This window comes from Pseudonocardia lutea, from assembly GCF_042658055.1.
GTDB lineage: Bacteria > Actinomycetota > Actinomycetes > Mycobacteriales > Pseudonocardiaceae > Pseudonocardia > Pseudonocardia lutea.
The window spans coordinates 102,303-123,223 of sequence record NZ_JBHSQK010000032.1 but is presented as its reverse complement, the minus strand read 5'-3'; the positions used below and the strand labels follow the sequence as shown (position 1 = coordinate 123,223).

Annotated in this window: 19 protein-coding genes; 1 reads left to right on the top strand and 18 read right to left on the bottom strand. The window is 74.0% G+C overall.

The window, feature by feature from the left end:
* Nucleotides 1-57 precede the first annotated feature (57 nt).
* The 15 genes from ACFQH9_RS14290 to ftsH form a co-directional block, all read right to left on the bottom strand.
* Nucleotides 58-2,607, bottom strand: coding sequence for an ATP-dependent Clp protease ATP-binding subunit (locus tag ACFQH9_RS14290; RefSeq protein WP_379566545.1), 2,550 nt, complete (start codon nt 2,605-2,607; stop codon nt 58-60).
* A 222-nt stretch (nt 2,608-2,829) separates the two neighbouring features.
* Nucleotides 2,830-3,684 carry a siderophore-interacting protein gene (locus ACFQH9_RS14285; RefSeq protein ID WP_379566544.1) on the bottom strand — a complete coding sequence of 285 codons (855 nt, stop codon included), beginning with the start codon at nt 3,682-3,684 and terminating at the stop codon, nt 2,830-2,832.
* A gap of 126 nt (nt 3,685-3,810) precedes the next feature.
* Nucleotides 3,811-4,158 carry a histone-like nucleoid-structuring protein Lsr2 gene (locus tag ACFQH9_RS14280; protein ID WP_379566543.1) on the bottom strand — a complete coding sequence of 116 codons (348 nt, stop codon included), beginning with the start codon at nt 4,156-4,158 and terminating at the stop codon, nt 3,811-3,813.
* Nucleotides 4,159-4,304: 146 nt separating this feature from the next.
* Nucleotides 4,305-5,762, bottom strand: a complete 1,458-nt coding sequence (lysS, locus tag ACFQH9_RS14275) for a lysine--tRNA ligase (RefSeq protein WP_379566595.1) — start codon at nt 5,760-5,762, stop codon at nt 4,305-4,307.
* 109 nt (nt 5,763-5,871) lie between these two features.
* Nucleotides 5,872-6,702: a type III pantothenate kinase gene (locus ACFQH9_RS14270; RefSeq protein WP_379566542.1), complete on the bottom strand. Its 831-nt coding sequence runs from the start codon at nt 6,700-6,702 to the stop codon at nt 5,872-5,874.
* Nucleotides 6,702-7,109: an aspartate 1-decarboxylase gene (panD, locus tag ACFQH9_RS14265; RefSeq protein ID WP_379566541.1), complete on the bottom strand. Its 408-nt coding sequence runs from the start codon at nt 7,107-7,109 to the stop codon at nt 6,702-6,704. Before panD ends, ACFQH9_RS14270 begins: the two co-directional genes overlap by 1 nt.
* A 162-nt stretch (nt 7,110-7,271) precedes the next feature.
* Nucleotides 7,272-8,156 carry a pantoate--beta-alanine ligase gene (gene panC / locus ACFQH9_RS14260; protein WP_379566540.1) on the bottom strand — a complete coding sequence of 295 codons (885 nt, stop codon included), beginning with the start codon at nt 8,154-8,156 and terminating at the stop codon, nt 7,272-7,274.
* A complete protein-coding gene (locus ACFQH9_RS14255; protein WP_379566539.1) occupies nt 8,153-9,076 on the bottom strand; it encodes a Rossmann-like and DUF2520 domain-containing protein in 924 nt (307 codons plus the stop codon). The genes panC and ACFQH9_RS14255 overlap by 4 nt, the downstream gene beginning before the upstream one ends.
* A gap of 748 nt (nt 9,077-9,824) precedes the next feature.
* The gene (locus tag ACFQH9_RS14250) at nt 9,825-11,249 is read right to left on the bottom strand and encodes a PrsW family intramembrane metalloprotease (protein ID WP_379566538.1); all 1,425 of its coding nucleotides are present in this window, start codon (nt 11,247-11,249) and stop codon (nt 9,825-9,827) included.
* A 47-nt stretch (nt 11,250-11,296) separates the two neighbouring features.
* Nucleotides 11,297-11,785: a DUF3180 domain-containing protein gene (locus ACFQH9_RS14245; protein WP_379566537.1), complete on the bottom strand. Its 489-nt coding sequence runs from the start codon at nt 11,783-11,785 to the stop codon at nt 11,297-11,299.
* Nucleotides 11,782-12,276: a 2-amino-4-hydroxy-6-hydroxymethyldihydropteridine diphosphokinase gene (gene folK / locus ACFQH9_RS14240; RefSeq protein ID WP_379566536.1), complete on the bottom strand. Its 495-nt coding sequence runs from the start codon at nt 12,274-12,276 to the stop codon at nt 11,782-11,784. Before folK ends, ACFQH9_RS14245 begins: the two co-directional genes overlap by 4 nt.
* 82 nt (nt 12,277-12,358) lie before the next feature.
* Nucleotides 12,359-12,775: a dihydroneopterin aldolase gene (gene folB, locus ACFQH9_RS14235; protein ID WP_379566535.1), complete on the bottom strand. Its 417-nt coding sequence runs from the start codon at nt 12,773-12,775 to the stop codon at nt 12,359-12,361.
* Nucleotides 12,772-13,662: a dihydropteroate synthase gene (gene folP, locus ACFQH9_RS14230; RefSeq protein WP_379566534.1), complete on the bottom strand. Its 891-nt coding sequence runs from the start codon at nt 13,660-13,662 to the stop codon at nt 12,772-12,774. Before folP ends, folB begins: the two co-directional genes overlap by 4 nt.
* Complete coding sequence (folE, locus tag ACFQH9_RS14225; RefSeq protein WP_379566594.1) at nt 13,662-14,294, bottom strand: GTP cyclohydrolase I FolE; 633 nt, start codon at nt 14,292-14,294, stop codon at nt 13,662-13,664. Before folE ends, folP begins: the two co-directional genes overlap by 1 nt.
* Complete coding sequence (gene ftsH, locus ACFQH9_RS14220) at nt 14,291-16,795, bottom strand: ATP-dependent zinc metalloprotease FtsH (protein WP_379566533.1); 2,505 nt, start codon at nt 16,793-16,795, stop codon at nt 14,291-14,293. Before ftsH ends, folE begins: the two co-directional genes overlap by 4 nt.
* Nucleotides 16,796-17,192: 397 nt before the next feature.
* Between ftsH and ACFQH9_RS14215 the strand changes: the two genes are divergently transcribed.
* Nucleotides 17,193-18,164, top strand: coding sequence for a serine protease (locus ACFQH9_RS14215; RefSeq protein WP_379566592.1), 972 nt, complete (start codon nt 17,193-17,195; stop codon nt 18,162-18,164).
* A gap of 13 nt (nt 18,165-18,177) precedes the next feature.
* Here the strand turns inward: ACFQH9_RS14215 and hpt are convergent, their stop codons facing one another.
* The 3 genes from hpt to ACFQH9_RS14200 all read right to left on the bottom strand — a co-directional run bounded on the left by hpt (nt 18,178) and on the right by ACFQH9_RS14200 (nt 20,836).
* A complete protein-coding gene (hpt, locus tag ACFQH9_RS14210; protein ID WP_379566532.1) occupies nt 18,178-18,741 on the bottom strand; it encodes a hypoxanthine phosphoribosyltransferase in 564 nt (187 codons plus the stop codon).
* A 48-nt stretch (nt 18,742-18,789) separates the two neighbouring features.
* Nucleotides 18,790-19,737 carry a tRNA lysidine(34) synthetase TilS gene (tilS, locus tag ACFQH9_RS14205; RefSeq protein WP_379566531.1) on the bottom strand — a complete coding sequence of 316 codons (948 nt, stop codon included), beginning with the start codon at nt 19,735-19,737 and terminating at the stop codon, nt 18,790-18,792.
* Nucleotides 19,738-19,837: 100 nt separating this feature from the next.
* Entirely contained in the window at nt 19,838-20,836 is a 999-nt protein-coding gene (locus ACFQH9_RS14200; RefSeq protein ID WP_379566591.1) for a zinc-dependent metalloprotease, read from the bottom strand.
* Nucleotides 20,837-20,921 lie beyond the last annotated feature (85 nt).

Genomic DNA, 20,921 nt, shown 5'->3' with positions numbered 1-20,921 from the left:
ACGGTGACGGCCCGCCTCCCCGGAGGGAAGCGGGCCGTCGTCGGGCGATGCCTGGTCCTACTCCTCGCCACCACCGGCGGCGATGTCGACCGGCGGGGCGTCCGGGACGCCGGCGGCCGGGCGGGGCTCACCGCGGAAGGTGAAGACCGCCTTGTCGTCGTGCGCCGGGTTGCCCTCGGCCACCGAGTCGTCGATGCCCTCGACGTCGACGATCACGATCTGCCCGGGCTCGACCTCCCCGAACAGGATCTTCTCGGACAGCTGGTCCTCGATCTCCCGCTGGATGGTCCGGCGCAGCGGCCGGGCGCCCAGCACCGGGTCGAACCCGCGGCGGGCCAGCAGGCCCTTGGCGGCGTCCGTGAGCTCGATGGCCATGTCCTTGTTGGCCAGGGCCTTCTCCACCCGCGTGATCATCAGGTCGACCATCGAGATGATCTGCGGCTGGGTGAGCTGGTGGAAGACGATGATGTCGTCGATGCGGTTGAGGAACTCCGGGCGGAAGTGCTTCTTCAGCTCGTCGTTGACCTTCGTCTTCATCCGCTCGTAGTTCGACTGCTCGTCGTTGCTCTGCGCGAAACCGAGCCCGACGGCCTTCGAGATGTCCTGGGTGCCCAGGTTCGAGGTGAAGATCAGCACCGTGTTCTTGAAGTCGACGGTGCGACCCTGGCCGTCCGTGAGGCGGCCGTCCTCGAGGACCTGCAGGAGCGTGTTGTAGATCTCCTGGTGGGCCTTCTCGATCTCGTCGAACAGCACGACCGAGAACGGCTTGCGGCGCACCTTCTCGGTGAGCTGGCCGCCCTCCTCGTAGCCCACGTACCCGGGAGGGGCACCGAAGAGCCGCGAGGCGGTGTAGCGGTCGTGGAACTCGCCCATGTCGATCTGGATGAGCGCGTCGTCCTCGCCGAACAGGAAGTTCGCGAGCGCCTTGGACAGCTCGGTCTTACCGACACCGGACGGGCCGGCGAAGATGAACGAGCCGGACGGGCGCTTCGGGTCCTTCAGGCCGGCACGCGTGCGGCGGATCGCCTGCGCGACCGACTTGACGGCCTCCTCCTGCCCGATGATCCGCTTGTGGAGCTCGTCCTCCATCTTGAGCAGCCGGGAGGTCTCCTCCTCGGTCAGCTTGAAGACGGGGATGCCGGTCCAGTTCGCGAGGACCTCGGCGATCTGCTCGTCGTCGACCTCGGCCACGACGTCCAGGTCACCGGACTTCCACTGCTTCTCGCGCTCCGACTTCTGCGCGAGCAGCTGCTTCTCGGAGTCCCGCAGGTGCGCGGCGCGCTCGAAGTCCTGCGCGTCGATCGCGGACTCCTTGTCCCGGCGGACGTTCGCGATCTTCTCGTCGAACTCCCGCAGGTCCGGCGGCGCGGTCATGCGCTTGATGCGCATCCGCGCGCCCGCCTCGTCGATCAGGTCGATCGCCTTGTCCGGCAGGTAGCGGTCCGAGATGTAGCGGTCCGCCAGGGTGGCCGCGGCGACGAGCGCCGGGTCGGTGATGGTGACCCGGTGGTGCGCCTCGTAGCGGTCCCGGAGGCCCTTGAGGATCTCGATGGTGTGCGTGACGCTCGGCTCGCCCACCTGGATCGGCTGGAAGCGGCGCTCCAGCGCGGGGTCCTTCTCGACGTACTTGCGGTACTCGTCGAGCGTGGTGGCGCCGATGGTCTGCAGCTCGCCGCGGGCCAGCATCGGCTTCAGGATGCTCGCGGCGTCGATCGCGCCCTCGGCGGCACCCGCACCCACCAGGGTGTGGATCTCGTCGATGAACAGGATGATGTCGCCGCGGGTGCGGATCTCCTTGAGCACCTTCTTCAGGCGCTCCTCGAAGTCACCGCGGTAGCGGGAGCCGGCCACCAGGGAGCCCAGGTCCAGCGTGTAGAGCTGCTTGTCCTTGAGCGTCTCGGGGACCTCGCCCTTGACGATGCCCTGGGCCAGGCCCTCGACGACGGCGGTCTTGCCGACGCCGGGCTCGCCGATGAGGACGGGGTTGTTCTTGGTCCTCCGGGAGAGGACCTGCATGACCCGCTCGATCTCCTTCTCCCGGCCGATGACCGGGTCCAGCTTGCCCTCGCGGGCCTGCTGGGTGAGGTTGCGACCGAACTGGTCGAGCACGAGGGAGGAGGACGGGGTGCCCTCGCCGCGGCCGGTCGAGGCCTCGGCGGGCTCCTTGCCCTGGTAGCCGCTCAGCAGCTGCAGGACCTGCTGGCGGACACGGTTGAGGTCGGCACCCAGCTTGACGAGCACCTGGGCCGCGACGCCCTCGCCCTCGCGGATCAGGCCGAGCAGGATGTGCTCGGTGCCGATGTAGTTGTGGCCGAGCTGCAGCGCCTCGCGGAGCGACAGCTCCAGCACCTTCTTCGCCCGCGGCGTGAACGGGATGTGGCCCGACGGCGCCTGCTGGCCCTGGCCGATGATCTCCTCGACCTGCTGGCGGACGCCCTCCAGGGCGATCCCGAGCGACTCGAGCGCCTTCGCGGCGACACCCTCACCCTCGTGGATCAGGCCAAGGAGGATGTGCTCGGTGCCGATGTAGTTGTGGTTGAGCATCCTGGCCTCTTCCTGCGCCAGGACGACAACACGCCTTGCTCGGTCGGTGAACCTCTCGAACATTCGCACTCCTTGCCTGCTGCGCCCACACGTGCGACGCGTCCAGCATCCCTGTGACACTGCGCCGCGGACGCCCCATACCACTGTATCGGTCGCCGACCGGTCGGCGCCTCCGCCGCGGCCCCACGTAACGCGCACGGTACGTGCCGATACCGACACAACGGCGTCAGCAGGGCGTCCATTCCCGGTCGGCCGCCGTTCAGCCCTGCGCGAACGGCCAGGGCGTCAGCGACCTGCGGAGATCGACTCCGCCGGGGCCTGCGCGGCCTGCGCGGCCTCCTCCAGCCGCGCCTGCTCCTGCTTGTAGACCCGGAAGCCCTCCTCGTCCCGGCCGCGCCGCCAGTAGCCGGAGACGGACAGGGCGTCCCGGTCGACGCCGCGCTCGCGCACCAGGTGCCGGCGGACCTCGCGGACCTCGGCCGCCTCGCCGTGCACGAACGCGTGCACCCGCCCGGCCGGGAACTCCAGCTCCCGGACCGCCGCGACCAGCGCGCCCGCACCGCCGTCCGGCGCCCCGACCCGGTGCAGCCAGCGCAGCCGCAGGTCGCCGGCGCAGGTCAGGTCCTGGTGGTCGGCCTCGTCGTCCACCTGGACGATCGCGTGCACCGGCACCCCCGCGGGGATCCGCTCGAGCGCGGCGCCGATCGCGGGCAGCGCCGCCTCGTCGCCGACGAGCAGGTGCCAGTCCGCCTCCGGGTCCGGCGCGTAGGCCCCGCCCGGGCCGAGCAGCCGCAGCCGGTCGCCCGGGCGCGCGGCGGCGGCCCAGGGGCCGGCGAGGCCGCTGTCGCCGTGGTGCACGAAGTCGATGGTCAGCTCGCGTGCGACCGGGTCGAACGCGCGCACGGTGTAGGTCCGCAGCCGCGGCCACTCCTCGCGCGGGTGGTCGCGCCGGACGGCGTCCATGTCGAGCGGCTCGGCGTAGTCCACGCCCGGCACCGGGAAGAGGATCTTCACGTAGCGGTCGGTGAAGGGGGTGTCGGGGAACGACGCGAGCTCGGGCCCGGCGGCGACGACCCGCACCATGTGCGGGCCGATCCGCTCGGTGCGCGCGACCTCGAGGGTGGTCAGGCGGCGTGCCACGGGTGTACCTCCGAAGATCGGTCCTCCCGCCCCACGCTACGCCCGGACGATGGTGAGGCAGCCCTCACTTCCGGACAGCAGGAGGGCCGGCCGGGACGCACCCGGCCGGCCCTCGTGCGTGCCCGCTCAGTTCTCCTGGTGGTACGCCTCGAGCACCTCGGCCGGGATCCGGCCGCGGTCGGAGACCTTCATCCCGCGCTTGCGGGCCCAGTCCCGGATGGCCTGGTTCTGCTCGCGGTCGATCGACGGCCGCCGGTTGGCCCCGCCGGACGGCGACCCGCCACCGCCGCGGCGCCGTCCGGAGGCCCGCCGGGCCGCACCCACGTAGGACGCCAGCGCGTCCCGCAGTCTGTTCGCGTTCGCCGTCGACAGGTCGATCTCGTAGCTCTTCCCGTCGATACCGAACTCGACGGTCTCGTCGGCCCTGTCGCCGTCGAGGTCGTCGATCAGCTTGATCTCGCGGATCTGCGCCACCGCCGCAGCCTCCTGGGTTCGAATGGTTCGGTGCTGAATGGACGGCCGCGCCGTCGACGAAATATAACGCAATTCCCGAAGGCATGTCGAGCAGGGTCGATCCACACCGGAATCTCTCAGGTATTCCGGCGGCCGGGCGCGGCGGCTCAGGCCTCCGGCCGCACCAGCGGGAAGAGGATCGTCTCCCGGATTCCCACGCCGGTCAGCGTCATGAGCAGCCGGTCGATGCCCATTCCCATGCCGCCGGTCGGGGGCATTCCGTACTCCATGGCCCTCAGGAAGTCCTCGTCGAGCTGCATGGCCTCGGGGTCGCCCTTGGCCGCGAGCAGCGACTGGGCGTGCAGCCGGGCCCGCTGCTCCACCGGGTCCACGAGCTCGGAGTAGGCCGTGGCCAGCTCGTGGCCGAACACGACGAGGTCCCAGGCCTCGGCCAGCCGCGGGTCGTCGCGGTGCTGCCGGGTCAGCGGGCGGACCTCGACCGGGTAGTCGCGCACGAACGTCGGTTCCTGCAGCGTGTGCTCGACCAGCTTCTCGAACAGCTCGAGCACGATTTCGCCGGCGCCCCACGAATCCTGCAGCGCCACGTCGTGCGTCGCCGCGATCTTCCGCAGTTCCTCGGCCGACGTGTCCGGCGTCACGGATTCCCCGACGGCCGCCGCGACGGAATCGTGCAGCGTGACCGAGCGCCACTCGCCGCCGAGATCGTGTTCCGACCCGTCCGCGTGACGCACGACGGTGGAACCGAACACGGCGCGTACACATTGCTGGATCAGATCGCGGGTGAGAACGGCCATGTCGTCGTACGTGGCATAGGCCTGGTACGCCTCGAGCATCGCGAACTCGGGTGAATGGGTGGAGTCGATGCCCTCGTTGCGGAAGACCCGGTTGAGCTCGAAAACGCGCTCGATCCCGCCGACCACCGCCCGCTTGAGGAACAGCTCGGGGGCGATCCGCAGATACAGATCGGTGTCGATGGCGTTGGCGTGGGTGACGAAGGGGCGCGCGGTGGCCCCGCCGTGCAGCAGCTGGAGCATCGGCGTCTCGACCTCGACGAAGTCGCGGACCTCGAACTCCCGGCGCAGCGTGCGCAGCACCGTCGAGCGCGCCCGGACCATCTCCCGCGCCTGCGGTCGCATGATCAGGTCGACGTACCGCTGCCGGACGCGGGTCTCCTCCGACAGGTCGCTGTGGGCGTTGGGCAGCGGGCGGACGGACTTGGCCGCCATCGCCCACGAGTCCGCCAGCACCGACAGCTCGCCGCGCCGGGAGGTGATGACCTGGCCCGTGACGGACACGTGGTCGCCCAGGTCGACCTGCGCCTTCCAGCGGGCCAGCTCCTCCGGCCCCACCTTGGCCAGGCTCAGCATGGCCTGCAGCTCGGTGCCGTCGCCCTCGACGAGGGTGGCGAAGCAGAGCTTGCCGGTGTTGCGCAGGAACAGCACCCGCCCGGCGACGGTCACGACCTCGCCCGTCTCCGTGTCCGGCGGGAGGTCGGGGTGGGCCTCCCGCACGGCGCGCAGCGTGTGAGTGCGCGGCACGAGCACGGGGTACGGGTCGATGCCGGCTTCCAGCATGTCCGCGCGCTTCTTCGCGCGGACCTGCATCTGCTCGGGCAGGTCGTCGGCGGGGGTGCGCGGCTCGTCGGTCACGCCGGGTAAGGCTAGACGGCGGTACCGCGGGACGTCCGCGCGGTATCGGCCCCGGGTGCCGGTCCTACCTGGCGGCGCGGCCCGTGACCGCCGCCGCGTCCTTCACGCCGCCGCCCGCACCCGCGCCCCGGACGTTGCGCTCGTAGGTGAGCCGCAGGCCCTCCAGGGTGAGGTCCGGCGCGTACTCGGTGATCGTGTCCGAGATCCCCTGCATGAGCGGTGCGAGGCCGCCGGTGCCGAGCACCGTGACCGGGCCCGCGGCGGGGCCGAGCTCGCTGACGATCCGCCGCACCAGGCCGTCGACCTGGCCGGCGAAGCCGTAGAGCACGCCGGACTGCAGGCACTCCACGGTGTTCTTGCCGATCACCGAGCGGGGCGGCACCAGCTCGACGGTGCGCAGGGCGGCCGCGCGGTGGGCGAGGGCGTCCATCGAGATCTCGATGCCGGGGGCGAGCGCGCCGCCGAGGAACTCGCCCTTCGCCGACACGACGTCGATGTTCGTGGACGTGCCGAAGTCGACGACGACGCAGGCGGTCGCGTGCCGGTGGTGCGCCGCGAGCGTGTTCACCACCCGGTCCGCACCGACCTCGCGCGGGTTGTCGACCAGCAGCGGCACGCCCGTCCGCACCCCGGGCCCGACGACCACCGTGGGCATGCGCGCCGCCCGCCGCTCCAGCATCAGGCGCAGCTCGCGCAGCAGCGCCGGCACCGTGGACAGCGCGGCCACGCCGGCGACCCGCGGCGCGTACTCGCCGAGCATCGCGCCGACCGCGACCTCGAGCTCGTCGGCCGTGATCCGCGGGTCGGTGCGCATGCGCCAGTCCCGGACGAGGTGCTCGCCCTCGTACACACCCAGGGCGATCTGGGTGTTGCCGATGTCGACGCAGAGGAGCATCACCGCGAACCGGACAGCAGTCCTGACCCCTCGGGGGCGTGCGCGGGGTCCGAACCCAGCTCGACGATCCTGTTCTCGCCGTCGACGAACACGACCTTCGGCGAGTAGGTGAGCAGCTCGGCCTCGTCGAGCTGGCCGTAGGCGATCAGGATGACGAGGTCGCCGGGGTGCACGAGGTGCGCGGCGGCGCCGTTGATCCCGATGACGCCGCTGCCCCGCTCGCCGGGGATCACGTACGTCTCCAGCCGGGACCCGTTGGTGATGTCGACGATCGCGACCTGCTCGCCCTCGAGCAGGTCCGCGGCCTCCATCAGGTCGCGGTCGACGGTCACGGAGCCGACGTAGTGCAGGTCGGCCTGGGTCACCGTGGCGCGGTGGATCTTCGAGGTCATCATGGTGCGCAGCACGGGGAGCTCCCTGGGGCTGTCCGATGGGTCAAGGGTCGGTTCCGCGGCGTTCCGGGTGGATGCACCGCAAGGCGGAGGCGCGTCCTCATAGCGGGCGTATTCGGACGTGCCGACGACGAAAGTGGGGCGGCGCGGGTCGATCGGTGGCCCATCGGACAGCCCCTAAAGCTGGACGGGGAGGTTGTCGATGAGGCGGGTGGTGCCGAGCCGGGCGGCGACCAGCAGCCGGGCCCGGCCGCCGGCGGCCGGCTCGCCGAGGGTGTCGGCGTCGCGCAGCTCCAGGTACTCGACCTGCAGGGCCGGCTCGGCGTCGAGGACCGCGCGGGCCCGCTCGAGCACGGCCGCGGGCCCGTAGGCCGACACGGCGGCGCCCTCGTGCAGCGCGCGGGAGAGGGTGACGGCGCGGGCGCGCTCGTCCCCGGACAGGTAGACGTTGCGCGAGGACAGGGCCAGCCCGTCGGGCTCGCGGACGGTCGGGACGCCGACGACCGAGAGCGGGAAGTCCAGGTCGCGCACCATCCTCTTCACCAGCACGAGCTGCTGGTAGTCCTTCTCGCCGAACAGTGCGACGTCCGGCCCGACGATGTGGAACAGCTTCGACACCACCGTCAGCACACCGTCGAAGTGCCCCGGCCTGCTCCGCCCCTCGAGGTCGCTCCCGAGGGCGCCGGCGACGATCCGGGTGTCCGAGCCCGGCGGGTACATGTGGTCGACCGACGGCGTGAACACGAGCTCGACGCCCTCCTCGCGGCACGCGTCGAGATCGCGCTCGAGCGGCCGCGGGTACTTCGCCAGGTCCTCGTTCGGGCCGAACTGCAGCGGGTTGACGAAGATGCTGACGACCGGGACGACGTTGCCCGGGACCGACCGCGCGTGCCGGATGAGCTCGCGATGGCCCTCGTGCAGCGCGCCCATGGTCGGCACGAGCACGACCTTGCGCCCGGCCGCCCGCAGCGCACGCGTGACGGGCGTCAGCCTGGCCGGGTCGTCGTGCACGGTCAGCCGGCCGCGGGCGTAGCCGTTGCGGGTGCGGGCTGGTGCGGTCACCGGTGCTCCTCAGTGTCGTCGAGGGCGGCGCGGACCTCGTCGGCCGCGTGGTCGGGCAGCAACCCGCCCTCCGCCGCGCGGTGCGCGGTGCGACGGGCCAGGGTGCGGTAGGTGTCGGCGAGTCCGGGATCCACCCGGTCCAGCTCGCGGAGGTGGGTGCGGACGGTGCCGGCGTCGCCCCGGGCGACCGGCCCGGTCAGCGCCCGGTCGCCGTGCCGCAGCGCGTTGTCCAGCGCGGCCGAGAGCAGGGGGCCGATGAGGCGCTCGGCGGACGGGGCGCCCGCCGCGGACCCGGCGAGGACGGCCCTGTCGAGGAGATCGGCGCAGTCCCGCACGAGCGTGACCAGGTGGTTCGCGCCGTGCGCGAGGGCGGCGTGGTACAGCGGCCGGGCCTGCTCGGGCACCCGGACCGGCTCGGCACCCAGCTCCAGGACGAGCGCCTCGCCCACGCTCCAGGCGGCCTCGTCGTCCGCCCGGGCGGTCACCGCCACACAGCAGCCGGTGAGCCGCTGGACGTCCTCGGGCCGGCCGGTGAAGGTCATGACCGGGTGCAGCGCGAGCGGCAGGACCCCGTGCTCGACGGCCGGCTCCAGCACCTCGACGCCGCGCGCGCCCGCGGTGTGGACCAGGATCTGGCCGGGGCGGAAGGCGCCGGCGGCGGCGAGGCCGCGGACCAGGCCGGGCAGCACGTCGTCCGGGACGGCGAGGAGGGCGAGGTCCGCGGCGCGGACGACCTCGTCGGGGGCGAGGAGCGGAGCGTCCGGCAGGAGGGTCCCGGCGCGGTGGACGGAGGCCCGGGAGACGCCGGAGGTCGCGACGACCCGGTGCCCCACCGCGTCCAACGCGGCACCCAGAACGGCCCCGACACGGCCGGCGGAGACCACTCCGACGGCCAGCCGGGCGGGCCGGCCAGCACTCATCACGCGCTCCTGCAGTCGTTCCAGTCCACCAGGGGTACCGGACGGTGTGGTCGACATCGATCGGCGACGACGGCACGAGGGTAGGCGGGCGCGGACCGTCCCGGGGAGACCGCGTGACGGGCTTCACCGGGCCGGGCGGCTCACACGCCGCTCACGCGTACGTCGTCCCGGGGTGCTCGGCCGGCCCGAACGGCGCGCCACAACCGGATCGTCGTCCCACACCCGCGATGGCCCGGCGGCACACCCGGAAGGCGCGTCGCACACCCGGTCGACGACGTGTGCCGCGCCTTTCCGGGTGTGCCGACGACCGCGTTCCGGAGCACGGGGAACGGTCGTGGGTGACGGTGGCTGTCGAGCGGACCCGACCGGCCCCCGGGGGCGAGCAGGGTTCGGAGTGTCCTCGACCGGGTGGCGACGGACCCTCGCGACGAGCGCCGCCCGGCCGGCTCGCACATCCGGATGGACTTTCCACATCCGGTCGACGGCATGTGGCACGAACCTCCGAGGTGTGCGGGCGAGCCACAACGGGTGTGCGGGGGCGAGGGCGGTCGTCGGTGTCGTGCGCCCGCTGACGGTGCTTCGGGGGCCGCGGAGGCGGCTGCCGGCGGCGTGCGCCCGCCTCTCGGTGGCTCCACGGGCGCGAGGCGGCTTCCGTGGCGCCGCTCTCGGTGCTCGGCGGGAACGAGTCGAAGCGTTCGCTCCGGCGCGGGCTGCGAGGGGCGTCCGGCTGCTGCTGCCCTTCCGATCCTCAGCGCGGGCGCGGCGGGCCCCAGCCCGGCGGGGGGCCGGGGGGCGGCTGCTGCCCCCGCGGGGGCAGGCCCGGGGCGCCGTAGGTGGGTGGGGGCTGGCCGGGCCCCTGGGGCGGCGGACCGTGGCCCGGCGCGGCGACGCCGTGGGAGGGCGGGCCGTAGGGCTGCGGGGCGGGGGCCCAGCCGGGCGCGGGGGCGGGCGGCGGGGTCCAGCCCGGCGGGTGCTGGTCACCCCAGGCCGCGGTGAGGGCGTCCGGCATGCCGAGCGCCCGGGCCCGGGCCTTGGCCAGGGCGCGCAGCCGCTCGTGCTCCAGCTCCGCGGCGCTCTCCCGCACCGACCCGCGGGCGATCCGGGCCCGCATGAAGGCCAGCTCGGTGACCGCCGTCTGGTAGTCGGCGACCGCGCGGGCGGCATGCGGGCCCGACCGCCGCCGGACGGCCCGGCGCCAGCCCCGCCGCTTCGCCAGGTTGCCGAGCAGCGGGACCTCGCTCCACGCGATCCAGCCCGCCTGCGCGAACGAGGGCAGCTGCTCCGCGACCGTGCGGGCCTCGCGCCGCCGCTGCCAGATCACCACGACGGCGAGCCCCAGGAACAGCGGCACCATCACCACGACGTAGACCTGCACGAACCCCGTGCCGCCGAGGACCGAGGCGGCGCCGTTCCACATCGCGTGCAGCAGCACCGCGACCAGGTAGCCGGCCAGCACCGCGAGCACCCGGACCGCGGGACTGCGGCTGGCCGCGGCGATACCCGCGCCGATGCCGGTCATCGCCGTGAACAGCGGGTGCGCGAAGGGCGAGAACACCCCGCGCAGCAGCAGCACGGCGAGCACGCCGCCGCTCTGCCCGGCCACCGCGTCCTCGGCGAAGGCCCGGCCGATGTAGAGGATGTTCTCGGTGAAGGCGAACCCCGCGGCGACCAGGCCCGCGTAGACGATCCCGTCGACGACGCCGTCGAACTCCTTGCGCCGCCAGATCAGCAGGCCGACGAGGAACAGCCCCTTGAGCGCCTCCTCGACGAAGGGGGCGATGACGACCGAGCCCAGGACGTCGCCGCTCCCGCGGCCGAGCAGGGCGTCGACCGCCAGGGCCGCGCTCGAGTTGATGATCAGCGCGGACAGCGCCGCGAAGCACGCGCCCCAGAGGAAGGCGACCAGCAGCATCCGCGGCGGCTCGGGCTCCCAGCGGTCGATCCACAGGAAGGTCGCGACCACCGGGCCGACCGGCAGCAGCGCGCACAGCGCGCCGACCAGCACCCCGCCCGGCCCGACGGAGTTGCCGACCAGGCCCAGCACCACGAGCCCGCAGACGCCCAGCGCGACCAGGCCGACGACCGGCAGCAGCACGCCCTTGCGCCGCGCGGCGTGGGTGTGCCGCGTGGTCTGCTCCGCGGGCGGGTGTCCGGTGGGGACGGGGTAGGCCATGGCGGCGAGCCTACTTTCAGCGACCGACGGCCACCGGCCGTCGCGACCTACCGGGTGGCCGCACCGCCGCCGGGGCCGCCGTCGCGCCGCTGCTCGTCCGGGTCGTCCGGGGTGCGGCAGCAGCGCTCCAGCCAGAGCGCGCCGCCGACGAGCACGAGCGCGCACACCAGCCCGACGACCGCGGCGACGGTGTCCGAGGCCGCGGCGGTGACCGTCGAGGCCCGGGGCAGCACGTAGACCAGCAGCCCGGCCCACAGCCCGCCGACGAGCGCCCCGCCCACGGCCGACGCCTGCGCCACGAGCACCGCCCGCGCCGCGACCAGCGGCTCGACGGGCCTGCTGCCGGGACGACGCTCCACGCGCCCCTTGAGGATCCAGCCGGCGACGGCCTCCGCGATCCCGAGCACACCGAGCGTGGCCCCGGCGGGCGCGGGGAAGGAGGGCAGCGTGCCGTAGGTCAGGCTGACGATCAGGTGCGCCACGATCCCGGCGCCCAGGAAGGCGACGAGCAGGTCGCGGTGCCGGAGCGGCTTCACCGCAGGACCAGGTCCGGCCGCGGGCGCACGGTCTCCGCCTCGCCGGCGGGCAGCGCGGCGAGCAGGTCGGCGACGCGCCCGTGGCCCGGCAGGACCGCGTCGGGCTCGACGTCGAGCCACGGGATCAGCACCGTCGCCCGCTCCGGGGTGCCCGGGTGCGGGAGCAGCAGCTCGGGATCGTCGCTGGTCACCCCGTCGACCGTGACGACGTCGACGTCGAGCGTGCGTGGACCCCACCGGACCTCGCGGACGCGCTCGGCGGCCCTCTCCAGCTCCTGCCCGCGCCGCAGCCACCCCCAGTGGTCCACGGCCGGGTCGTCGACGACGAGGACGGCGTTGAGGAAGTCCGGCTGCTCGACCCCGCCCCACGGCGCGGTCTCGTACACCGGCGACGCCGCGACCACGGCGGTGCCGAACCCGGCGACGGCGCCGCGCAGGTACGCGAACCGGTCGCCCAGGTTCGACCCCAGGGACAGCACCGCGCGGCTCACGAGGCCTCCACCCGGGAGCGAGCGACACTCCCGCTCATCAGGTAGGAGCGACAGTGCCGGTCGCCGCTCGCCGGAACGGGAGTCACGCCGGGATCACCCGACCCCCGCCTCCGGTCCGCCGGGAGCGGCGGGCGACCACGGCGACGTCGGCGAAGTCCAGGGGGATGGGGGCGTTCGGCTTGTGCAGCGTGACCTCGACGGCCTGCACCCGGGCGTCCGTCATGACCGAGTCGGCGATCTCCGCGGACACCGTCTCGATGAGGTCCCGGGGCTCCCCCGCGACGATCGCCGCGGCGCGCTGGGCCAGCTCGCCGTAGTGCACCGTCCTCGTGAGGTCGTCCGTGGCGGCGGCCTCGCGCAGGTCCAGCCACAGCACGATGTCGACGACGAAGTCCTGCCCGTCGCGCTTCTCGTGGTCGAACACGCCGTGGTGCCCGCGCACGCGCAGGCCGCGCAGCTCGATGCGGTCCGTGTCCGGGGAGCCCTCGGGCGCGCTCATGCCGGCGGCTCCCCCAGCCACGGCCCGGTGCGGGCCCGCGAGGCGCCCAGGCGGTAGGCCGTACTGACGGCGACGGCGTCCATCGTGGACTCGACGTCGTGCACCCGGACGCCCCAGGCCCCGGCGTGCGCGGCCAGCGCGCTGATCGCGGCGGTGGCGCCGTCCCGCCCCGCGGGCGGACGCACCCGGCCCTCGGCGTCGGCCAGCAGCTGGCCGAGGAACCGCTTGCGCGAGGCCCCCACCAGCACCGGGAAGCCCAGCGCGACCAGCACGTCCAGCCTGCGCAGCAGGGCCCAGTTGTGCGCGGCCGTCTTGGCGAAGCCCAGCCCGGGGTCGAGGATCAGCCGGTCCGGGTCCACCCCGGCCATGACCGCCGCGTCGGCCCGGGCGACGAGCTCCTGCCGGACCTCGCCGATGACGTCCTCGTAGGACGCGAGCTCCTGCATCCGGTCGCTGTGCCCGCGCCAGTGCATGAGGATCCACGGCACCCGCAGCGAGGCGACGGCGGCGGCCATCCGGGGATCGGCCAGCCCGCCGGAGACGTCGTTGACGACCTCGGCGCCGGCCTCGACCGCCGCCTCGGCCACCTCGGCGCGAGTGGTGTCGACGCTGACCCGCACGCCCTCGGCGACCAGCTCGCGGATCACCGGGACCACGCGCTCGCGCTCGGTGGGCGCGTCCACCCGGCCGGCGCCCGGCCGCGTGGACTCGCCCCCGACGTCGACGAGGTCGGCCCCGGCCTCCCGCATGGCGACCCCGTGCGCGACCGCGTGCTCCCGGTCGACGTACCGGCCGCCGTCGGAGAACGAGTCCGGGGTGACGTTGAGGATGCCCATCACGACGCAGCGGCCGGGGTGCGGGACGCGCGCCTCCGCCGGGCCGGCCATCACGTGCCCCGGATCAGCGACAGCGCCTCCGCGCGCGAGGACGGGGAGGTCTGGAAGAGCCCCCGGACGGCGGAGGTGGTCGTGCGCGAGCCCGGCTTGCGGATGCCGCGCATCGCCATGCACAGGTGCTCGGCGTCGATCACGACGATCACGCCGCGCGGTTCCAGCTTGCGGACCAGCGCGTCGGCCACCTGCCCGGTCAGCCGCTCCTGCACCTGCGGGCGCTTCGCGTAGAGGTCGACCACGCGGGCGATCTTCGACAAGCCGGTGACCCGGCCCTCGACGGACGGGATGTAGCCGACGTGCGCGACCCCGTGGAAGGGGACGAGGTGGTGCTCGCAGGTGCTGTACAGCGGGATGTCCTTGACCAGTACGAGCTCGCCGTGGCCCTCGTCGAACGTCCGCTCGAGGACCGTCGCCGGGTCGACGTACAGCCCGGCGAAGATCTCCTCGTAGGCACGCGCGACGCGGCCGGGGGTGTCCCGCAGGCCCTCGCGGTCGGGGTCCTCCCCGAGCGCGATCAACAGCTCGCGGATCGCGGCCTCGGCGCGCGCGTGGTCGACGCCCGCCGCGGCCCTCCGCTCCGCCGTCGTGTAGGCCGGTGCCTCGCCGTCGGTGGTTCCGGTGCTCAGTTCCTGCTCCCTGCGTCGGGGCCCTGCGTGCCCGGCGCGTCCGGGCCCTCGGGGGCGGGGCGCGGCGCGGGCGGTTCCTGCCCGAGCTGCTGGGTCGGCTGCTCGGCGGAGGCCTGGTAGCCCTGCTCCCGACCGTAGCCCTGCTGCGCCTGGGCCGCCGGGTCGCCCTGGTGCGGCGCCCAGTTCGGCGGCGGCCAGGTCTGCCCGGCCGGGGTGGTCGCGGGCCGCCAGTCCGGCGGCGCGCCGTAGTTCGGCGCGACGGCGTACGGCGGCTGCGGGGCCGCGTGTCCGCCGGCCGGCTGCGGGCCCTGGCCGTGGCGGCCGTTGGCGGCACCGTTGGTCGGGGCACCGCCGCCCTGCACTCCGCCCTGGACCCCGCCCTGGACCCCGCCCTGGCCGTGTCCGACGCCGTTGCCCGGGGCGGACTCGGCCGGGAACCCGCCCGGGTAGCCGCCGCCGTTGGGGCCGGGGTTGGGCAGCGGGCCGGGGCCGCCGTTCGGGCCCGGCGTCGGGACGCCGTTGCCGCCGCCCGGGTACGACCCGACCGGGGCCGGCTCGCGCTCGGTCTCCGGCGGCCAGGTCTCGCCGCGCTCCCGGGCCAGCTCGGCCCGCGTCTTGATCGGCGGCTTGTCCGACGGGGTGCGCTCGCCGAAGTCGTTGAACGCGGTGATCCGCGGCCGCTTCTCGACGTCGCCGAAGATCCGCTCCAGGTCCCGGCGGGTGAGCGTCTCCTTGTCCAGGAGCTCGACGACCAGGTTGTCCAGGACGTCCCGGTAGGTGTTGAGGATCTCCCACGCCTCGGTGTGCGCCGCCTCGATGAGCTTGCGCACCTCCTCGTCGATCTCGTGGGCGACCTCCAGCGAGTAGTCCGCCTGGTTGCCCATCGAGCGGCCGAGGAACGGGTCGCCCTGCTCGCGGCCGTAGCGGACCGCGCCGAGCCGGGCGCTCATGCCGTACTCGGTCACCATCGCGCGGGCGATCTTCGTGGCCTGGTCGATGTCCGACGACGCGCCGGTGGTCGGCTCGTGGAACACGAGCTCCTCCGCCGACCGGCCGCCCATCGCGAACACCAGCCGCGCGATCATCTCGGAGCGGGTCATCAGGCCCTTGTCGTCCTCGGGAACGACGAGCGCGTGGCCGCCGGTGCGCCCGCGCGGCAGGATCGTGAGCTTGTAGACCGGCTCGAGGTCCGGCATCGCCCACGCGGCCAGCGCGTGCCCGCCCTCGTGGTAGGCGGTGATCTTCTTCTCCTGCTCGGAGATGATCTTGCCCTTGCGGCGCGGGCCGCCGACGACGCGGTCGACCGACTCCTCGAGCGCGGCGCCGTTGATCAGCGACCCGTTCTCGCGGGCGGTGAGCAGCGCGGCCTCGTTGATGACGTTGGCCAGGTCGGCGCCGGACATCCCGACGGTCCGCTTGGCCAGCCCGTCGAAGTCGACGTCCGTGGCGAACGGCTTGCCCTTGGCGTGCACCGCCAGGATCGCGCGGCGGCCGGCGAGGTCCGGCGCGCCGACCGGGATCTGCCGGTCGAAGCGGCCCGGGCGCAGCAGCGCCGGGTCGAGGATGTCCGGCCGGTTGGTGGCCGCGATCAGGATGATGCCGCCGCGGGCGTCGAACCCGTCCATCTCGACGAGGAGCTGGTTCAGCGTCTGCTCGCGCTCGTCGTGCCCGCCGCCGAGGCCGGCACCGCGCTGGCGGCCGACCGCGTCGATCTCGTCGACGAAGATGATGCACGGCGAGTTCTGCTTGGCCTGCTCGAACAGGTCCCGCACCCGGGACGCGCCGACGCCGACGAACATCTCGACGAAGTCCGAGCCGGAGATCGTGTAGAACGGCACGCCCGCCTCGCCCGCGACCGCGCGGGCCAGCAGCGTCTTACCGGTGCCGGGCGGGCCGTAGAGCAGCACGCCCTTGGGGATCTTCGCGCCGAGCGCCTGGTAGCGGCCCGGGTTCTGCAGGAAGTCCTTGATCTCGTAGAGCTCCTCGACCGCCTCGTCCGCGCCGGCGACGTCGGCGAAGGTGGTCTTGGGCATGTCCTTGGACAGCTGCTTGGCCTTCGACTTGCCGAAGGACATGACCCGGTTCCCGCCGCCCTGGGCGTTGTTCATCATCCAGAACAGGACGAGGAGCACCAGGCCCAGCGGGATCAGGTAGATCAGCATCGTGGTCAGGAACGAGTCCTGCCGCACGATCGTGTTGTAGTTCGCGACCCCGGCGTCCTGGAGCTTCGTGAAGATCGCGTTCGACGACGCCGCCGGGTACTGCGTGATGATCTTGGTGCTGCCGTCGACCGGGTTGGTCAGGTCGAGGCGGAGCCGCTGCTCCTTGTCCTCGATCGTGGCGTCCGCCACGTTCCGGGCGTCGATCTGCTGCAGTGCCGTGGAGGTCGGGACCTGCGTGTAGCCGCGGGTGTCGTCGAAGAGCACGGAGAACGCGAAATAGACCAGGACCACGACGAGGATCCAGATCAAGGGGTTGCGGAGCAGGCGCTTGCGGTCCATGCAGCTTCGGCCCTGGTGGCCTTCACCTTCCCGAGTGTGCTTTCCGGTCCCGCGCTGGCGGCGACGCGCCGACCGGCCTGATCCGCCAGGATAGCTTCCGCGGGCCGGGCACGCGCCACCGCGCCGGTCGCGGACCGGCGGTGATCGTGTCCGTACAACGATCGACGGCCGGGCGGTGTTCCCGGGATCCGTGCAGGCCGCACGCGGGTGCCGCCCCGCGGGATCCGGGGCGGGCGCGGGAGCGTCTCGGACCGGCACCCGGCTCGTCCCGGATGTTCACGTGATGGTGGGGTATCCGCGCGGGCCAGGTGTCGTTGGACCCTGGCGTCGGGTACTCGCGGGGCCGAATCGTGGCGGGCGGACGTCGCGACGGGTGGGGAAGCAGGGGGACGTGCGGATGCAGGTGCGGTCGGGTGGTGGCGGTCGGGGACCGGGTTCGTGGGCCCGGCGGACGGCGGTCGCCGCCGCGGTGGCGGGTGTGGCCGCGGCCGCGGTGCTCCTGCCCTCGACGGCGAGCGCCCGCCCGGCCCGGAGCGCCCCGGCGGCCGCCCCCGCGCCGTCCTGGGCCGCCCGGGACGCCGCCGCGGTGCACCCCGGCGTGGGCACCACCACGCAGGGCGGCGGCACCTGCACCAGCAACTTCGTCTTCCGCGGCGGCGACGGCACGGTCTACCTCGGACAGGCGGCACACTGCGCGGGCACCGGGCAGTCCACCGAGACCGACGGGTGCACCTCGGCCACCATGCCCGTCGGTACGGCGGTGACCGTCCGCGGTGAGCGCGGCTTCACGGTGACCGGGACGATGGCCTACAGCTCCTGGGTCACCATGCAGCGCCGCGGCGAGACCGACCCCGACACCTGCGCCTACAACGACTTCGCGCTGGTGAAACTGCCGCCGGAGGCGGTGGCCGCGACCAACCCGACCGTGCCGTGGTTCGGCGGCCCCACCGGCGTCTCGACCTCCGGGCTGCCGGAGGGCGCGCAGGTTTTCGGGTACGGCAACTCGCCGGTCCGCGGCGGTGTGAGCGCGCTGAGCCCGAAGGCGGGCGTGAGCGCCGGCGACGTCGGCGACGGCTGGGGACACACCGTCTACACGGTCAGCCCGGGCGTGCCCGGCGACTCGGGCAGCGGGTTCCTCGACTCCTCCGGCCGGGCGATCGGCCTGCTGTCCACGCTGAACCTGGCCCCGCTGCCGGTCAGCAACGGCGTCTCCGACCTGTCCAGGGCGCTGGCGTACGCCGACACCCACGGCGAGCTGGGCGACCTCGCGCTGGTCGACGGCACGGCGCCGTTCACGTCGACCCCGCCCGGGGTGCCGGCGGAGGACCTCGCCCCGCCGGCCGGCCCGCCGGTGGGCGCGGCCTCCTGAGCGCGGGCGCCGTTCAGGCGTAGACGGCGGGGTCGAGCGTGCCGATGTAGGGCAGGTCCCGGTAGCGCTCGCCGTAGTCCAGCCCGTAGCCCACGACGAACTCGTTGGGGATGTCGAAGCCCACGTACCTCACGGGCACCTCGACCCGCACCGCGTCGGGCTTGCGCAGCAGCGTGACGACCTCGAGCGAGGCCGGCTGCCGCGACTCCAGGTTCTTGAGCAGCCAGGAGAGCGTGAGCCCGGAGTCGATGATGTCCTCGACGATCAGCACGTGCCGGCCCGCGATGTCGCGGTCGAGGTCCTTGAGGATCCGCACCACGCCCGAGGACGAGGTCGACGAGCCGTAGGAGCTGACCGCCATGAACTCCAGCTGCACGGGCAGCGGCACGGCCCGGGCGAAGTCGGTCATGAACATCACAGCGCCCTTGAGGACGCCGACCAGCAGGAGGTCGGAGTCGCGGCCACCGGGAGCGCAGAGATCGGCGTAGTCCTTGCCGATCTGCTCGGCGAGCTCGGCGGTCTTCTCGCCGATCTGCTGCTCGGTGACCAGGACGGACGCGATGTCCTCGTCGTACACGGGGTGGGACCTCTCGCTCGGCGATCGTTCTGCGGGCGCGGGCCGCACTCATCCCGGCCGTGCCGCCACGAGCCTTCCATGCTCGCGGACGACGTCCAACCCGCCGGGTAGCCGCGGGCCGCCCTGCCCGCGCCACGCACCGACGAGGGCGTCGGCGGCGCGCAGGTGGGCGTCGGTGACGGCGGTCGCACCGGACCCGAGGAGCCACTCGCGCAGCACCCGCCGCCGGACCGCGGCGGGCACCCCGTGCAGGACGTCCACCCGCAGGGCGTTCCCGTCCCGCGCCTCGGCACTCACCCGGTCCGCCCACACGGCGAGCGCCTCCTCGTCCTCCCGGAGCTGTGCGGCCGTCCGGGCGAGGGCCTCGGCGACCCCGCCGGCCAGCACGTCGTCGAGCAGCGGGAGGACCTCGCCCCGCAGCCGCGCGCGGACGAACCGCCGATCGGTGTTGTGCGGGTCCTCCCAGGGCACCGGGCCGTCGGCGCAGGCCTCCCGGACCCGGGCCCGGCGCAGGCCGAGCAGCGGACGCAGCCACGGCTCGTCCCACTCCCGCATCCCGGCGAGCGAGCGCGCCCCGGAGCCCCGGCCGAGCCCGAGCAGCACGGTCTCGGCCTGGTCGTCGAGGGTGTGGCCGAGCAGGACCGGGGAGCAGGGGTGCGGCCGGGCCGCGGCCAGGGCGGCGTAGCGGGCCCGGCGCGCGGCGGCCTCGGTACCGCCCGGACCGTCGACGGTCACGGGGTGCACCCGGGCCTCGATCCCCCGCGCGCGCAGCGCCTCGGCGAGGGCGTGCGAGCGCTCCCCGGACCCCTCCTGCAACCGGTGGTCGACGATCGCGGCGCAGACCTCGCCGGGCCGCTCGGCCTGCGCGGCGAGCAGCAGGGCCAGCGAGTCCGCCCCGCCGGAGCACCCGACGACGAGCGGGGCGCGGCGGACCTCGTCGGGCAGCCGCGCGAGCGCCCCCCGCACCGCCCGCCGCACCGCGCCCGGCGCCTGCACTAGGGAGCCATGACGCGGTCAGCAGGCCGACGACGTCGCATCATGGTTCCACGACGCGCACACTCCGGGCCGAGTTGCGCATCGTGGTTCCGAAGTGCGGTCATGCCACGCGGGCGAGCCACTGGTCCGGGGCGGCGAGCTCGGCCCGGGTGGGCAGCGTGTTCGGCGAGTTCCACACCTTGTTGAACCCGGCCATGCCCGCCTCGCCGACCACGTGCTTGGTGAAGGCCGAGCCCACGGCGTACTGCTTGACCTTGGCCTCGACGCCGAGCAGCGCGCGCAGCACCCGGTCGACGATCCCGCCGCCGCGGCGGCGCACGGTGAACCGCGCCCGGATCGTCTCGACGGTGGGGACGACCTCGGGGCCGGCCGCGTCCATGACGTGGTCCGCGTGCCCCTCCAGCAGCGTGGTCAGCGCGATCAGCCGGTCCAGCACCGCGCGCTGCTCCGGACCCTGCAGCAGCTCGACGAGCGCCAGCGAGTCCCCCTTGGCCTCCTTGAAGGCCCGCACCGCCTCGGGCAGCCGCTCGAGCATCGCGGAGCCGTTGCCCGTGCTGATGGACAGGAACCGGCCGACCTCGGCGGCGAAGTGGTCGCGCAGCCAGGGCACGGCGGTGAACTGCAGCCGATGGGTGGCCTCGTGCAGGCAGACCCACAGGCCGAAGTCCTCGGACGGGACCTCCAGCGCCTGCTGGGCGGCGTAGACGTTGGGCGCGACGAGCAGCAGCCGGCCGTCCTTCGCCGGCCCGCCGAAGGGGTCGTACTGGCCCAGCACGCGGGCCCCGACGAAGGCGAGCACCCCGCCGATCTGCAGGCCTGAGGTGGTGGCGGTGACCGCGCGGGCGGCGCGGGCGGTGCGCGGCAGCCGGGCGCCGGCGGTGAGCTCGGCCATCCCGTCGACGGCCGCGGCGGCCCAGGCCGGCCGGTCGACGACGTCCGCGGGCAGCAGCGGCAGCCCCTCGCCCAGCCCGGTCACGGCGCGGACGTGCCCCTCGGCGACCGCCGCGTCCTTGCGCAGCCGCTCGACCAGCTCGGTGGCGACCGCGCTGCTCACCGGCGGCCCGGCCGGGACCAGGCGCGCGGCCGTGCGCCGGGCCAGGCCCCAGTTGACGGGGAGGCCGAGGACGGTGTCGGGGGCGGCCGACGTGTCGGGGCCGGGGGCGGACCCGGTGGGCGCGTTCACC

What these genes read in the sequence shown, in the direction of transcription:
- ACFQH9_RS14290 (WP_379566545.1), bottom strand. Translation starts at nt 2,607, where the DNA reads ATGTTCGAGAGGTTCACCGACCGAGCAAGGCGTGTTGTCGTCCTGGCG.
- lysS (WP_379566595.1), bottom strand. Translation starts at nt 5,762, where the DNA reads ATGCAGGTCCGCGCGAAGAAGCGCGCGGACATGCTGGAAGCCGGCATC.
- ACFQH9_RS14270 (WP_379566542.1), bottom strand. Translation starts at nt 6,702, where the DNA reads ATGCTCCTCTGCGTCGACATCGGCAACACCCAGATCGCCCTGGGTGTG.
- ACFQH9_RS14255 (WP_379566539.1), bottom strand. Translation starts at nt 9,076, where the DNA reads ATGAGTGCTGGCCGGCCCGCCCGGCTGGCCGTCGGAGTGGTCTCCGCC.
- ACFQH9_RS14250 (WP_379566538.1), bottom strand. Translation starts at nt 11,249, where the DNA reads ATGGCCTACCCCGTCCCCACCGGACACCCGCCCGCGGAGCAGACCACG.
- folB (WP_379566535.1), bottom strand. Translation starts at nt 12,775, where the DNA reads ATGAGCGCGCCCGAGGGCTCCCCGGACACGGACCGCATCGAGCTGCGC.
- folP (WP_379566534.1), bottom strand. Translation starts at nt 13,662, where the DNA reads ATGGCCGGCCCGGCGGAGGCGCGCGTCCCGCACCCCGGCCGCTGCGTC.
- ftsH (WP_379566533.1), bottom strand. Translation starts at nt 16,795, where the DNA reads ATGGACCGCAAGCGCCTGCTCCGCAACCCCTTGATCTGGATCCTCGTC.
- ACFQH9_RS14215 (WP_379566592.1), top strand. Translation starts at nt 17,193, where the DNA reads ATGCAGGTGCGGTCGGGTGGTGGCGGTCGGGGACCGGGTTCGTGGGCC.